The 14,273-nt window shown below is 43.2% G+C and carries 11 protein-coding genes and 1 CRISPR repeat array; of the genes, 10 read left to right on the plus strand and 1 reads right to left on the minus strand.

Translation table 11 applies throughout. The features are described 5' to 3' along the window. Position 1 precedes the first annotated feature (1 nt). The 10 genes from cas5 to feoB all read left to right on the plus strand — a co-directional run bounded on the left by cas5 (position 2) and on the right by feoB (position 13,481). On the plus strand, positions 2-1,081 hold the full coding sequence (cas5, locus tag FNY66_RS04625; RefSeq protein ID WP_150310422.1) for a CRISPR-associated protein Cas5: 1,080 nt from the start codon (positions 2-4) through the stop codon (positions 1,079-1,081). A 69-nt stretch (positions 1,082-1,150) separates the two neighbouring features. Continuing rightward, entirely contained in the window at positions 1,151-3,394 is a 2,244-nt protein-coding gene (gene cas3, locus FNY66_RS04630; RefSeq protein WP_150310423.1) for a CRISPR-associated helicase Cas3', read from the plus strand. Positions 3,395-3,414: 20 nt separating this feature from the next. Further along, complete coding sequence (cas4, locus tag FNY66_RS04635; RefSeq protein ID WP_150310424.1) at positions 3,415-3,909, plus strand: CRISPR-associated protein Cas4; 495 nt, start codon at positions 3,415-3,417, stop codon at positions 3,907-3,909. Positions 3,910-3,944: 35 nt separating this feature from the next. After that, the gene (gene cas1b, locus FNY66_RS04640; protein ID WP_150310425.1) at positions 3,945-4,937 is read left to right on the plus strand and encodes a type I-B CRISPR-associated endonuclease Cas1b; all 993 of its coding nucleotides are present in this window, start codon (positions 3,945-3,947) and stop codon (positions 4,935-4,937) included. Positions 4,938-4,949: 12 nt separating this feature from the next. Next, on the plus strand, positions 4,950-5,228 hold the full coding sequence (gene cas2, locus FNY66_RS04645; RefSeq protein ID WP_150310426.1) for a CRISPR-associated endonuclease Cas2: 279 nt from the start codon (positions 4,950-4,952) through the stop codon (positions 5,226-5,228). A 177-nt stretch (positions 5,229-5,405) separates the two neighbouring features. Then, positions 5,406-7,208: direct repeats of the CRISPR family, unit length 30 nt; unit sequence GTATAAGTAGAAACATAGTGGAATGTAAAT. A gap of 255 nt (positions 7,209-7,463) precedes the next feature. Then, positions 7,464-8,402 (plus strand): choloylglycine hydrolase, encoded by a 939-nt coding sequence (gene bsh / locus FNY66_RS04650; protein ID WP_150310427.1) that lies wholly within the window; start codon positions 7,464-7,466, stop codon positions 8,400-8,402. Positions 8,403-8,843: 441 nt separating this feature from the next. After that, positions 8,844-9,953 carry an iron-containing alcohol dehydrogenase family protein gene (locus tag FNY66_RS04655; protein ID WP_150310428.1) on the plus strand — a complete coding sequence of 370 codons (1,110 nt, stop codon included), beginning with the start codon at positions 8,844-8,846 and terminating at the stop codon, positions 9,951-9,953. Next, positions 9,940-11,136 carry a YkvI family membrane protein gene (locus FNY66_RS04660; RefSeq protein ID WP_150310429.1) on the plus strand — a complete coding sequence of 399 codons (1,197 nt, stop codon included), beginning with the start codon at positions 9,940-9,942 and terminating at the stop codon, positions 11,134-11,136. Before FNY66_RS04655 ends, FNY66_RS04660 begins: the two co-directional genes overlap by 14 nt. A 75-nt stretch (positions 11,137-11,211) precedes the next feature. Beyond that, a complete protein-coding gene (locus FNY66_RS04665; RefSeq protein ID WP_087152005.1) occupies positions 11,212-11,439 on the plus strand; it encodes a FeoA family protein in 228 nt (75 codons plus the stop codon). After that, entirely contained in the window at positions 11,436-13,481 is a 2,046-nt protein-coding gene (gene feoB, locus FNY66_RS04670) for a ferrous iron transport protein B (RefSeq protein WP_150310430.1), read from the plus strand. Before FNY66_RS04665 ends, feoB begins: the two co-directional genes overlap by 4 nt. 40 nt (positions 13,482-13,521) lie before the next feature. Here the strand turns inward: feoB and FNY66_RS04675 are convergent, their stop codons facing one another. Then, the gene (locus FNY66_RS04675) at positions 13,522-14,265 is read right to left on the minus strand and encodes a tRNA pseudouridine synthase A (RefSeq protein WP_087152003.1); all 744 of its coding nucleotides are present in this window, start codon (positions 14,263-14,265) and stop codon (positions 13,522-13,524) included. Positions 14,266-14,273 lie beyond the last annotated feature (8 nt).

The raw sequence follows: 14,273 nt of genomic DNA on the forward strand, positions 1-14,273 counted from the left end.
GATGAAAGCACTCCGTTTAGTTTTGCGTCAGTCCGGCGCAAACTATAAGAGGGAAGAGACGGTTGATAACAAGATGACCTATCCGCTCCCTCCGTTTTCAACAGTGATCGGGGCTCTGCATAGTGCGTGCGGATATCGGGAATATGTAGACATGGATATCAGTATTCAGGGAAGATACGGTTCGATGCACCGGGAACCATACACGGATTTCTGTTTTCTTAATTCGACGCAGGATGACAGAGGTATGCTTGTGAAAATGAAAAACGCCAGTATGCTTTCCCCGGCATTTGAAAAAGTGGCAAGCGCCAAAAAGCCGCAGGGCAACAGTTTCAGAGAAGGGATCACAATACAGGTCCATAATCAAGAGCTGTTGGAGGAGTATCGGAGACTGAAAGATCTCAATGATGAACTGACGGAATTTAAGAAGCAGAGATTTCAACCGGCGATGGAGCTTTTAAAAAGGCGTAAAAAAGCGCTGTCAGAAAAAAAGAAAATATATAAGAAAGACAGTGCTTTGTATGCCAGAGCTGAAAAACGGGAAAAGGAGCTGAAGCAGGCTGAAAAACAGATGAAAGAAAGGCTGCAGATATTTCAGAAAGAGAAGTATGAGTATCCTGTTTCAAAGTTCCGTACGCTCACAAAATCCATGAAATTCTATGAGATTCTGGACGATATTGAGCTGATCATCCACGTAAAGGCGGAGGAAAACGTGCTGAACGATATCTTTGAACACAGATATGAGATTAAAAGCATAGGGAGAAGTGAAGATTTTGTCTCCGTGGAAGAAGCAAAAATGGTGGATCTTCTGGAAGAGGTTGATGACGAAGTGGAAAGCGAATATTCCGCTTATCTTGATTTTGCATTGTTCAGGAAAGCACCACCCACGATTTTTATAGATAAAAAATACGGAGCGGGAGGCACAAGATACTGGCTTAATAAGAATTATACGATAATAGGCGGAAAACGAAAGTTTGAAAAGAAAAACGTGCTTTATGTATCAGGATATACGGTGGATCAATTTGGCGATGGATTATATCTTGACAGTGACGGCGAAAAAAAATATATTGTAAACTTCTTGTAAGAGGACTGGCAGCAGGTGTGAAAGATACTGCTGCCTTTTCAAATATTCAATAACAGAGGAATATACATAATGGAACTTCAAAAATATCTGGCAAAACCGGAGGAAACAATTAAAGAACATGTGGATAAAATGCTGGAAGAGTTGGATCGTATGTGGAAATACGGGTATATACAGGATAAAGAATTGTATGAATTGATCAGGATTGCATGCATCCATCATGATGACGGGAAAGTAAACCCGGAAATGCAAAAAAGGCTGGAAGCTGCGAGGAAAGGGAAGAAATACCGGTTTAATCCGGATAGGGAGATCCCCCATAATGTCCTGTCGGGATTTTTCCTTGACCGCAGAGGGTTTGACTACTTTACGGATCCGGATACCGCGTATTACCGTGTCCTGTTTGCAATCATGTATCATCACGATTACGGAGATCCGATGGAATATATCATAGAAGACAGTGACAAAATAGAAGAGCTTTTGGATGGATTTGACACGTTTGTCATAAAAAGAAAGACAAGAAATGCCGTACGAGAAATGTCAGAAGATGAAGTGGCGGTAAAGGTGAAAGGTTTCCTGCATATTTGTGATTACAGCGCCAGCGGCGGATACTGTTCCGAATATCCTAATGATTTTCTGGACGGATGTATGGAGAATATCAAAAAGAAATGGCGGGAGCAAAAGCCTGACGCGGATTGGAATGAGTTGCAGAAGTTCTGCAGGGAAAAAAGCGGAGAAAATATTATAGCTGTGGCACAGACAGGCATGGGAAAAACCGAGGCGGGCTTTCGGTGGATTGGAAATAATAAAGGATACTTTGTCCTTCCGCTGCGGACTGCAATTAATGCAATCTATGACAGAGTGAGAAAAAATATACTGCTGAATGAGAAGATTGATACAAGACTTTCCATTCTTCATTCGGAGTCGCTAGAATATTATACCGGACAGTTCACAGGGGATACAGGCCTTCTTGAATATGAAAGCAGAGGGAAACATCTGTCTATGCCGCTGAGTATTTCTACTTTGGATCAACTGTTCGATTTTGTTATGCGATATCAGACATATGAGTTTAAGCTGGCAACCCTCTCTTTTTCCAGAATCGTGATAGATGAAATACAGATGTATGATCCGGAGCTCCTGCGTTATCTGATCACGGGTCTGAAATATATTACGGAAATGGGCGGCAAAGTCGCAGTGATGACTGCAACTTTGGCCCCGTTTATCAAAGATCTGCTGATACAGAGTGTTCCGTTTAAAACAGAAAATATCGCGGTTTTTACTGATGATTCGCTGAGGCACCATGTAGAAGTGAGAGACAGAAAAATCAATGCAGAAGAGATCGGGGAGTTCTATATCCGCAGCAACAGAGACAGAATCAGCAGCAAAATACTGGTCGTATGCAATACAATTCGAAAGGCTCAGAAAATATACGGGGAATTAAGAGAGCAGCTTGGAGAGACAGAGAGCATCCATATTCTGCACAGCCGCTTTATAAGGAAAGACAGGGCTCAATTGGAGCATGAGATATTAAATTTCGGAAGGACCTATGATGAGAATGGTCAGATTGACTGTCAGTCGGGCATCTGGATATCGACGTCCCTTGTAGAAGCTAGTCTGGATATCGATTTCGATTACCTTTTTACAGAACTGCTTGATCTGAATTCCCTGTTCCAACGGATGGGAAGGTGTAACCGCAAAGGGAAAAAGCCGACGGGACAGCCAAACTGCATTGTATATACCCGGATAGATGCAGAACATCTGACTGGAACAACGCATGGATTTATTGACAGAACGCTGTTTGAGTTGTCCCGAGAAGCTCTGAAAGACGGGGACGGACTCATTACTGAATCAAGAAAAATCGAACTGCTCAACAAGTACTTTACTACAGAGCAGGTGCGCAGCAGCGATTATTATCAAAAATATGAGTCAGCCTCATGGATTGAAGGCATAAAGCCGTACCAGTTTCAAAAGAATGATGTCTGTATGAGAAATATTTTGTCTGAGACGGTAATACCAAGCCCGGTTTATATGCAGAATCAGCAGGAAATTGATGCATTGGCAGAAGCGGTAAGGGACAGCTCTGTCTGCTATATGGACAGGGTGAAAACAAGGGAAAAACTGATGCAGTATACATTAAGTGTTCCTTACTGGTACTGGATTGCATATAAGAAAGCGCTGGTAAAGAAGAAAGCAGTAATGTTTGAACCGGTATGTCTGGGCAGGCATGAAACACTCCCTGTGATCGAAAGCAGTTATGACGAGGCAGGATTTCATCAGATGGATTTTGAAAATGCCACTGCAGCCGGCGAGTTTCTGTAGAGCTGTGGAAAGGAGTAATTATGGAACGAGAAATAACAGGTGTAATGGTCTATTACCATGAAGTGTGTCGGAGAAAGTTGTGGTATTTTTATCATGGGATTCAGATGGAACAGGAAAATGAAAATGTCAGAATAGGAAAAGTGCTTGATGAAGAAAGTTATAAGCGGGATGATAAGCATATTAATATTGATAATGTCATTAATATAGACTTTATCCGGTCAAGCGGTGTGTTGCATGAAGTGAAAAAAAGCAGAAAAATAGAAGAGGCGGGGATCCTTCAAGTAAAATATTATCTGTATTACCTGAAAAAGAAAGGCGTGACGGATATCCGGGCTAGGATTGATTATCCATTGTTGAAACAATCCTTAGAGATTGAGCTGACAGAAGAAGATGAGCAGAAAATAGAGTTTGTTCTGGAAGATATACATAAAATCACAGAGTCCGAAGTACCACAGAAAGTAGAGAAAAAGAGCATATGCAAATCCTGCGCCTATTATGACCTGTGTTTTATCTGAAGAAAAAGACTGTATCCGGGAGAAAGGGGAGACGTATGAAAAAAAGTTATTACATTTATAATAATGGATCATTGCGACGAAAAGACAATACACTGACATTTACAAATGAAAATGAAGAACAGAAGAATCTTCCGATTGAGCAGATTAATGATATTTATGTTATGTCTGAGATGACATTTAATACAAGTTTGATTAATATTCTTTCTCAGTATGGGGTGCCGGTTCACTTTTTTAATTATTACAGCTTTTATACCGGCAGCTTTTATCCTCGCGAAAGATTGGTATCCGGAGGCCTTTTAGTCAGTCAGGTAGAACATTATACAGATAATGAAAAAAGAATGGAACTGGCAAGGGCTTTTATAGACGGAGCCTCATATAATATTTACCGTAATCTACGCTACTATAACGGCAGGGGCAAAAACGTGCAGTCTTATATGGATACTGTGGAAGATCTGAGAAAAAAGATACCGAAGGCTCAAAGCATACAGGAATTGATGGGATATGAAGGAAATATCAGAAAAACATATTACAGTGCATGGCCGGTTATTATTGATCAGGAGATAGAATTTGAAAAAAGAGTAAAAAATCCACCTGATAATATGGTAAACACGCTGATTTCTTTTGTCAATACGATGATCTATACAAAAGTGTTGGGAGAGATCTATCAGACACAGTTGAATCCTACAGTCAGCTATTTGCATGAGCCTGGAGACAGACGATTTTCTCTTAGTCTAGATCTGGCGGAAATCTTTAAACCGATATTGGGAGACAGGCTGATATTTTCTCTTTTGAACCGAAATCAGATCACATCAAAAAGTTTTACCAAAGGGCTGAATTATCTGCATTTAACGAAAAATGCCTCTAAAACGATAGCTGCAGAGTTAGATGCGAAGATGCAGACGACGATAAAGCATCGGGATCTTAATAAATCTGTTTCTTATCAGTATCTGATCCGGCTAGAATGTTATAAACTGGTAAAGCATCTGCTTGGGGAAAAGATATATGAACCGTTTAAAATATGGTGGTAAAAGGGGATTGTTATGTATGTGATATTGGTTTATGATATTAAAAGTGATAAAGGTGGTCAGAAAGTACTGGCGACAACATTTAAAACCTGTAAAAAATATCTAACTCATATTCAAAATTCAGTTTTTGAAGGTGAGATATCAGAAGCTCAGCTTTTGAAATTGAAAATGGAATTGAATAGTGTTATCAGAGATGACAAGGATTCTTTGATTGTCTTTAAGTGCAGAAATGAAAAATGGATACCAAAAGAATTTTGGGGCATCGAAGATGATAAAACAAGTAATTTCTTATGATTGTCGACCTGAAATAATGATTAACATACAGGGAGTCGACAAAGACCGTATTTCTGAAGAAATATTACGGAAAGTAAAACATAGATGAAGAAAGGTGGAGATAATGAGGGAGCAAAACGAGAGGTCGACAATTTGGATAGTGGGAAATAGTATAAATTAAAAGAGGAAAATATACGGGTATAAGTAGAAACATAGTGGAATGTAAATTATCCAGAAGTTAGCTGTCAGGAATGTCAGGAAACGGTATAAGTAGAAACATAGTGGAATGTAAATCTGGAGATGTAAATGTGATTGCGGAAACGAGATAAGTATAAGTAGAAACATAGTGGAATGTAAATTCCGATCGTCTCCATCGAATACCCCGACTTTGCAAGTATAAGTAGAAACATAGTGGAATGTAAATCTGCTTTCACAACTTTGTCATTCTTCTTCAGAAGTGTATAAGTAGAAACATAGTGGAATGTAAATCAAGAAAAAGGTACCGAAAAATTTTTTGGAGAATTTGTATAAGTAGAAACATAGTGGAATGTAAATTATTTACGGTCACGGGTTCATAATATGGTTCTCCATCGTATAAGTAGAAACATAGTGGAATGTAAATTTGTTCCAACCGCCGCAAGCTAACAGGAAGAACAGGTATAAGTAGAAACATAGTGGAATGTAAATTTGTGACAATCGGCGTATCCCAATCAACATAATCTAAGTATAAGTAGAAACATAGTGGAATGTAAATGAACTAAGATTCTTTGTTGTGTTTGAATTCATATCAGTATAAGTAGAAACATAGTGGAATGTAAATCATTAACTGCTGTAACACTCTTCACACCCTCTCTCAGTATAAGTAGAAACATAGTGGAATGTAAATGAGTAAAATTCAGAGGATTTGGAGAAAAGAATAATACGTATAAGTAGAAACATAGTGGAATGTAAATTAATTCGGTGATGTATATCAACGCGGCAGCCGAGTAGTATAAGTAGAAACATAGTGGAATGTAAATTCTGGAATGCATCCCGAAGTTGTGGGATGTCAGTGAGTATAAGTAGAAACATAGTGGAATGTAAATTAATCATGAGGGCAACCAGCGCATCCGTCTTGCTCAGTATAAGTAGAAACATAGTGGAATGTAAATACTTTCTTGACCTGCTGACATGTGATTCTTGTGCCGTATAAGTAGAAACATAGTGGAATGTAAATTTTACCAGATCAGTTTTGGAGCCTTTTTTCCAGATAGTATAAGTAGAAACATAGTGGAATGTAAATATAATTGCTCTGATATGATCTTGATGCGTTATCGGTATAAGTAGAAACATAGTGGAATGTAAATCAAAAATGCAATAATTCCTGTCATTTTATCATCATGTATAAGTAGAAACATAGTGGAATGTAAATGCGGCAGTGCCGCACCGGCAACCGCCAAAGAAGTCGCGTATAAGTAGAAACATAGTGGAATGTAAATATTGCTAAATTATCTTCATAGGAAACTGAAAACGGTATAAGTAGAAACATAGTGGAATGTAAATACAATTGTCATACTTCCATCGTCAGATGAAATATCGAGTATAAGTAGAAACATAGTGGAATGTAAATGAACAATATGAAGAAGAAGGATACTCTGCCATCTTGTATAAGTAGAAACATAGTGGAATGTAAATTTTGGATCTGCTCGGCGATTACATCGTCCGGCTTAAAGTATAAGTAGAAACATAGTGGAATGTAAATTAAAAAGCAGCTAATCTGATTTTAATTTCATCCCGTATAAGTAGAAACATAGTGGAATGTAAATTTAGACCCGCCAGAGCTATTACCATTCCGGCCATCAGTATAAGTAGAAACATAGTGGAATGTAAATATCTGTCATATCGGCGGTATCCATCCCGGACAATAAGTATAAGTAGAAACATAGTGGAATGTAAATTGATACGCATGAGAAGAATCTGCAGATGGTGGACGTATAAGTAGAAACATAGTGGAATGGAAAGATTTATTTGTGGAGAAGAGCCGGTCGTATGATTGATAAAACCAGACTGACAGATGAGACATCCTTTAATTAGCTAGACAACAGTTCCCTTGACAATGTCGGATGTGATACAGTTGTTTTACATTGTACGCAAAATAGATTAAGATACTGCTTTTATAATTAGTATTACTGTTGTGGGATAAAATTATCGTATATTAACTTGTTGTGCTAATTTATTTAGATGTATTTGTAAGTTACGAAAGGGGAGAATTGTTTTATGTGCACCTGTATCACCTACCTCAACAACGACTTTTACTTCGGCCGAAACCTCGACCTCGACTGTTCATTTGGCGAAACTGTAACGATCACACCGCGCAACTTTCCGCTTGTTTTCCGACAGGCCGGGCAGCAGGATCATCACTATGCTATGATCGGCATGGCGTCAGCCTGCGACAGCTTCCCTTTGTATGCCGAGGCTGTCAACGAAAAAGGGCTTGCAATGGCAGGCTTAAATTTCCCCGGAAGTGCATCTTATAAGAAAGCGGTCGGAGAAGGTCTGGAGCTTGCCTCGTTTGAAATAATTGCGTGGATCCTTGGAAAGTGCGCCTCCGTGGCTGAAGCAGAAGAGTATCTGGGAGAAATGAAGATCACTGACACGGCATTCTCTGACCGGATGCCGCCGGCACCGTTGCACTGGATGTTGGCAGACCGTGAGAAATGTCTTGTTATCGAGGCAGTGGAAGAGGGATTAAAGGCCTATGAAAACCCGTTTGGTGTGCTGACCAATAATCCGCCTTTCGAGTACCACCGGATGAATATGAACAACTATATGAACCTGACGGCAGAGAACCCGCAGAACCGTTTATCAGATAAACTGGATCTTAAGCCTTATGCTCAGGGGATGGGCGCGATCGGGCTTCCGGGAGATGCGTCATCGACGTCCCGTTTTGTGCGGGCGGCATTCCTGAAGTGGAACTCCGTGGCTCCCGAAGAGGAGAAAGCGAGTGTTTCACAGTTTTTCCATATATTGGACAGCGTGGCAATGGTACGCGGAGCTGTAGTGACAGAGCAGGGAACTTATGATATTACGACTTATTCCTGCTGCGTCAATACGAGGACAGGCGTGTACTATTACAAGACGTATGATGACAGCCGGGTGCGTGCTGTGGATATGCATGAAACGGATCTGGAAGGAAGTGCACTTATTAAAAAATAACAGTTCCATGGCTGTAATAGTTCAGCCCTCGCCATTCGGAAAACCGCGCTGTTGTGATCAAAAATGTTGACATCTTGAGTTTAAAGTGATAAAGTGTTACCAGACCGATGAGGAAGAGTAAGTAACTTCACTGGACGCTTTACAGAGAGCCGCGGGTGGTGGAATCGCGGTATGCCGGACTTGGAGTGAATGGGCTTCTGAGGGCGAGTTGAAAATCAGAGTAGGCGAGCCGGAGAACTGACTCCGTTATCAAAGAAAGCATATGTCAGTATGCGTGAGTGGATGTAGTGTATTACATCAAGCCGGGTGGCACCGCAGGAGTATTTGTTTTGAATGACAGCTCTTGTCCCTGCAAGTTTATTGTATGGGACGAGGGCTTTTTGTTATATAAGAAACTTTTTTCTTTCGCCTGAATCCCGATATAGAAAGGAGATATTACTTATGAAACTTGAAAATTACGAAGTACACCTTCCCAATTATTCGATCGGAGATAAAATTTACGACAAGATCGGACCGGTGTGTGAATCTTACGGGAAGAAGGTTCTTGTGATCGGCGGGAGAAAGGCGCTTGATGCATCATATGACAAGATAAGGTCTTATGTGGAGCAGACGAACCTCGAGATCATTGGAAGGGAAATCTATGGTGAGAACTGTACTTATGAGACAGTGGAAAAGCTGCGTGCCATGCCTCTTTATCAGGAGGCTGACATGGTGTTCGGCGTAGGCGGCGGCAAGGCTCTTGATACGGTGAAATGTCTGTGTATAACGGACGATAAGCCGGTCTTTGCATTTCCGACGATCGCTTCCAACTGTTCTGCCTGCACTTCAGTATCCATTATGTACAATGAAGATGGCACGTTCTTAAAACCGCACTTTTTTGTAAGGCCGGTCATGCATTCATTTATTGACACGGAGATCATAGCGAAGGCGCCCGGACAGTACATGTGGGCGGGAATCGGAGATACTTATGCAAAATACTATGAGGCGACGATCTCATCCAGAGCCGAGCGGCTGGAGCATTTTACCGCGCTAGGCGTGGCAGTCAGCAGGATGTGTGTCGACCCGTTGGTCGAGTACGGACCAAAAGCTCTGGAAGATCATAAGAAGGGGCTGTGTACATATGACGTGGAACAGGTTGTTCTGGCAATTGTTGTGACTACGGGGATCGCGTCAATCTTCCTGACGAAAGATTATACACCGGATTATAACAGCGGACTTGCGCACGCGATATTTTATGCGATGACGTTTTATCCGGTCATAGAGGAGAGACATCTGCACGGCGAGGTAGTGGGATTCGGCATGCTGCTTGCACTGCTTGTGGATCAGCAATACGATGAATTTGAGAAAATCTACCGGCTGAACCGGGCGGTGGGACTTCCCGTTTCTCTGGAGGATATTGAGATCACGGAAGAACAGTGGCAGGAGTGCATGGGGCGTATTCCGGAAATGTCGGATGTAGCTCATTATCCTTATAAAGTGACAGGGGAAATGCTGGAAGAGGCGATGGACAGATTGAAGGAGAGAGTGAGAAGAGACAATGAAGAAGAATAAGACAGGAGCAGTCATTCTCGGAGTGGCATTTGTATGGTTTACGACACATTTCGGCGGAGGATTTGCGTCAGGAGCGCAGATATACAGCTATTTTGTCAGGTACGGCATCTGGTGCCTGATCATGCCGGTGCTTGCGATGCTCTATAACACTGTGTTTTTTGCATACAGCCTGCGCTTTGCGAGGAAACATGAGGTATACGATTACAGGTCTTACAACAATGCATTTTACGGGAAGTTTGCGCCGGTGTTCTCCAATCTGTTCGAGGTGCTCTACATCTGTGTCATGTGCGTGGCTCCGGCGGTCGCATTTGCCACGGGCGGCGCTACGCTCAGCACATTGACGGGGCTCCCGTATCTGCTGTGTACATTCCTGATCGGTGTGTTCATATTTGTAGTTGCCATATTTGGGACAGATTTGGTACGGAAAGTGGCTTCGGTGCTGTCCGTCTGCATCATTGCGGGACTTCTGATTGTGTATATTCCGAACATTATTTCCGGATTTTCCGGAATATCAGCGGCGGCAGAGAGCATGACAGAGGCAGAACTTCCGCTTGGGGATGCGCTCTACTCAGCGTTTCTGTACGGAACATTTCAACTCTCCAACATAGCGGTATTTGTCCAGCACGCGAAATCTTTTGAGAAGCCGGGGGACGCTGTAAAGAGCATGGGAGTCGGCTTTGTGGTAAATGCGCTGATGATGGTCATGGTCGTACTGGGACTTATGACTGTTTATACGAATCCTGATGCTGCAGGACAGAGTGTGCCCACCCTTTTTATGGTTCAGAACGGTGTGGGTGCATCGTTTATGACTCCTCTTATATCCATACTTATTATTCTCGGAGCTGTGTCTACGGCGGTCAATATGGTGGCGGCGATGGTGAAACGGATCTGCGGAGGAACGGAGAGGAGTGTATCCGAGCGGACGGCAGACAGAGCAGCGGAAAAGTCAACGGACGGATCAGCAGTCCGGAAGAAAGCGGAGGGAAATAGAAAATTCCGGGTCACACGTAAAGAAATCATTGCAGCGCTAGTCTGCTGCATCGTGGATTTCGGGATTGCCCAGTTCGGGCTGCTTACGCTGATCCAGAAAGCATACAGTCTGCTTGCCTATCTTGCAATCCCGGTTATTCTTATCCCGTATCTTGTACATATGATTGCGACAAGATTTGACACTACAAATTGACTTATGCGGCCTCAACATATATAATAACTGTTGAGAAAAATTATCAATAGCGAACATACAAAGGATGAGGCGCATATGAAACTAAAAGAGGGAAAGAACAATCATACTTATGTGGTCGAGAAAATACAGATTGAACTGAACCTTGAGCGGAGGCTTGAGGCACTCGGACTGACGGAAGGTTCTCAGATCACGGTTCTGAATAATGATAAGAAAGGTGCAATGACAGTAAAGTTTCGCGGAACGAGGTTTGCTCTTGGCAGACGCATTGCCGACAATATCTTCGTAAAGGAGGCAGCGGCATGAGCGGAAAGGTCATAAATGTAGGCTTTATCGGGAATCCGAACTGCGGCAAGACTACACTGTTCAACGCCTATACCGGCGCGAATCTGAAGGTGGCGAACTGGCCGGGTGTAACGGTGGAGAAGAAAGAAGGGTATACCACTTATAAAGGGCAAGAATTTAAGCTGATCGACCTGCCGGGTATTTACAGCCTGACTTCTTATACAATGGAAGAAAAAGTGTCCCGCGAATGCATCATGAGCGATGAGGTGGACGTGATCGTAGATGTGGTTGACGCCTCCTGTCTGGAGAGAAATCTGTACCTGACACTTCAGCTCATTGAGCTTGGAAAACCTGTTGTGCTGGCGCTTAATATGATGGACATCGTCGAGGAACGGGGCATGGAGATTGACCTGCACCGGCTGCCTGAGATGCTCGGTATTCCTGCCATTCCGGTATCGGCAAGAAAACGAAGCGGACTTGAGATCCTGATGCACGCGGTGGCGCATCACAAGGAATATGCGAAGCCAGGGCCTTTCATCCATCATCATTCCGACAAGACGGGACACAAGCATGACCACCATAGTGAATATGCCATGGTTTATAATGATGAGATTGAGGACAAGATTGATGCGATCATCGAACAGTTCCGCAAGAAATACCCTGATATGGAAAATATGCGCTGGCATGCGATCAAGACACTGGAGCAGGACGAGACGGTTACCGAACAGTTCCCGGTGGATATGTCAGGCATTGCAGATCGGAGTTATGAAAAAGATATTATTAATCAGAAATATGATTTTATCGAGGAAGTTATTGAGGAAACTCTTGTAAACAAAAATGAAAAAGCAGAAAAGACAGAGCATGTTGACAGGTATATGACAAGTAAATGGCTGGGACTTCCTATTTTTCTTGTTATCATGGCGCTTGTATTTTTCCTGACATTTACGGTAGGAGACTGGCTGAAAGGGTATTTTGAGACAGGTCTTGATCTCCTGACGGGTGCGGTGAGTGCAGGTCTTGAGGCGGCAGGAACATCTCCTATGCTCAATTCGCTTCTGGTGGACGGAATTATTTCGGGCGTGGGCGGTATCCTGACTTTCCTGCCGAATATATTCATCCTGTTCCTCGCTCTTGCATTTCTCGAGGACAGCGGTTACATGGCGAGGGTAGCATTTGTTATGGATGATATCATGAGTCATCTGGGGCTCTCCGGAAGGGCGTTCCTGCCGATGCTCCTTGGATTTGGCTGCTCTGTACCGGCGGTCATGGCGTCCCGTGCACTTGAGCATCGAAAAGACAGGCTCAAGACGATACTTGTGACGCCGTTTATGTCGTGCAGCGCGAGGCTTCCGATCTATGTATTGTTTTCTTCTATGTTTTTCGGGGAACATGCGATGCTCGCCTGCTATTCCATGTATGTGCTTGGGATTGTAGTCGCAATCCTGACGGCTTATATCATCTCGAAGATCGACGGCAGTAAGGCCGAGCATGCCCTGCTTATCGAGCTCCCTGAATATAAGGCGCCGAACGCACGGACAATCGCGGTATATGTGTGGGAGAAAGTGAAAGATTATCTGACGAAGGCGGGAACGGTTATTTTCCTCGCATCGATCATCATGTGGGTGCTCCTGAATTTTGGCCCGACAGGATATGTGACAGATATTGCGGAGAGTTTTGGTTCTATTATCGGAAAAGCTATCGTGCCGTTCTTCCATCCCCTTGGATTGGGATACTGGCAGATCGTGGTCGCGCTCATTTCGGGAATTGCGGCAAAAGAAGTAGTGGTATCAAGCTGCAGCGTGCTTTTTGGCATCCAGAATATTACCACATCCCATGGCATGGACAGTTTTGTGGCGACGCTGGGGGCAATGGGATTCGGTGCGGCAAATGCATATTCGCTCATGGTATTCTGCCTTCTGTATGTGCCGTGCACAGCGACGATCGCTACGATCCACAGAGAGGTGGGAAGTAAAAAGCTCACATGCGGGATCGTACTCTTCCAGCTTGCTGTTGCCTGGGTAGTCAGCTTTATTGCGTATCATATAGTAGGACTGATTCTGTAATGAGCAGAAATGCCGGATAGAGATGCAACATCTCTGTAATTTAATATTGAACAGATTTCAGCAGGAGTCCTTTTGCATCGCAGGGGGCGCCTGCTTTTTCAGTCCCCTTCAGAATGGACAATATACTCTCCTGAGATCTTCTCCCCTGTCCTGTTTCCAGGAGTGTTCCTATGATAAGTGAGGGCATCCGGTAGAGAAAATCATCAGCGGTAATCGATATAATGAGGAGATCCTCTTCCGTATCTGATTTACGGAAAGAGATATCAGTCACTTCTTTTATCGTACCTTTTTTCTTACGTGCGCCAGAAAAAGAACGGAAGTCATGACGTCCCTTCAGATGCAGTGCAGCGGCCTCCATAACAGGGATATCGGGCGCAGGAAAGATGTGCGCAGTATATGCCGACGAGAAAATGTCATATACATGTCTGGTGCAGATCCGGTATTCGTATGTGCGTGACCGGGCGTTCAGGTCGGCGCGGAATCTTTCCGGCGCAGTCTCGCAGCTGAGAATCCGGATATCCATAGGAAGATAACGGTCCAGATCCTGCTGTAATAATTCTATATCTGCAGCGGATCCTATTGTGAAGCTTACGGTCTGTTCCATTGCGTGTACGCCCGCTTCGGTCTTTGCGCCTGCATAGATTGTTACAGATTCACCGGTCAGTTTTTCAAGTACGGACATCAGTTTGTATGAGACGGTTTTATTTCCTCCGTCTTTCTCCGGACGCTGCCATCCCAGATAACGTGTTCCGACGTATTGCATTGTCAGTTTTATGTTTGCCATGTCTGCCT

The organism is Mediterraneibacter catenae, assembly GCF_008691045.1.
GTDB classification, from domain to species: domain Bacteria; phylum Bacillota; class Clostridia; order Lachnospirales; family Lachnospiraceae; genus Mediterraneibacter; species Mediterraneibacter ornithocaccae.

Bases quoted from the DNA above. Each gene is read 5' to 3' on its own strand.
- cas5 (WP_150310422.1), top strand. From the start codon at position 2: ATGAAAGCACTCCGTTTAGTTTTGCGTCAGTCCGGCGCAAACTATAAG.
- cas3 (WP_150310423.1), top strand. From the start codon at position 1,151: ATGGAACTTCAAAAATATCTGGCAAAACCGGAGGAAACAATTAAAGAA.
- cas4 (WP_150310424.1), top strand. From the start codon at position 3,415: ATGGAACGAGAAATAACAGGTGTAATGGTCTATTACCATGAAGTGTGT.
- cas1b (WP_150310425.1), top strand. From the start codon at position 3,945: ATGAAAAAAAGTTATTACATTTATAATAATGGATCATTGCGACGAAAA.
- cas2 (WP_150310426.1), top strand. From the start codon at position 4,950: ATGTATGTGATATTGGTTTATGATATTAAAAGTGATAAAGGTGGTCAG.
- bsh (WP_150310427.1), top strand. From the start codon at position 7,464: ATGTGCACCTGTATCACCTACCTCAACAACGACTTTTACTTCGGCCGA.
- FNY66_RS04655 (WP_150310428.1), top strand. From the start codon at position 8,844: ATGAAACTTGAAAATTACGAAGTACACCTTCCCAATTATTCGATCGGA.
- FNY66_RS04660 (WP_150310429.1), top strand. From the start codon at position 9,940: ATGAAGAAGAATAAGACAGGAGCAGTCATTCTCGGAGTGGCATTTGTA.
- FNY66_RS04665 (WP_087152005.1), top strand. From the start codon at position 11,212: ATGAAACTAAAAGAGGGAAAGAACAATCATACTTATGTGGTCGAGAAA.
- feoB (WP_150310430.1), top strand. From the start codon at position 11,436: ATGAGCGGAAAGGTCATAAATGTAGGCTTTATCGGGAATCCGAACTGC.
- FNY66_RS04675 (WP_087152003.1), bottom strand. From the start codon at position 14,265: ATGGCAAACATAAAACTGACAATGCAATACGTCGGAACACGTTATCTG.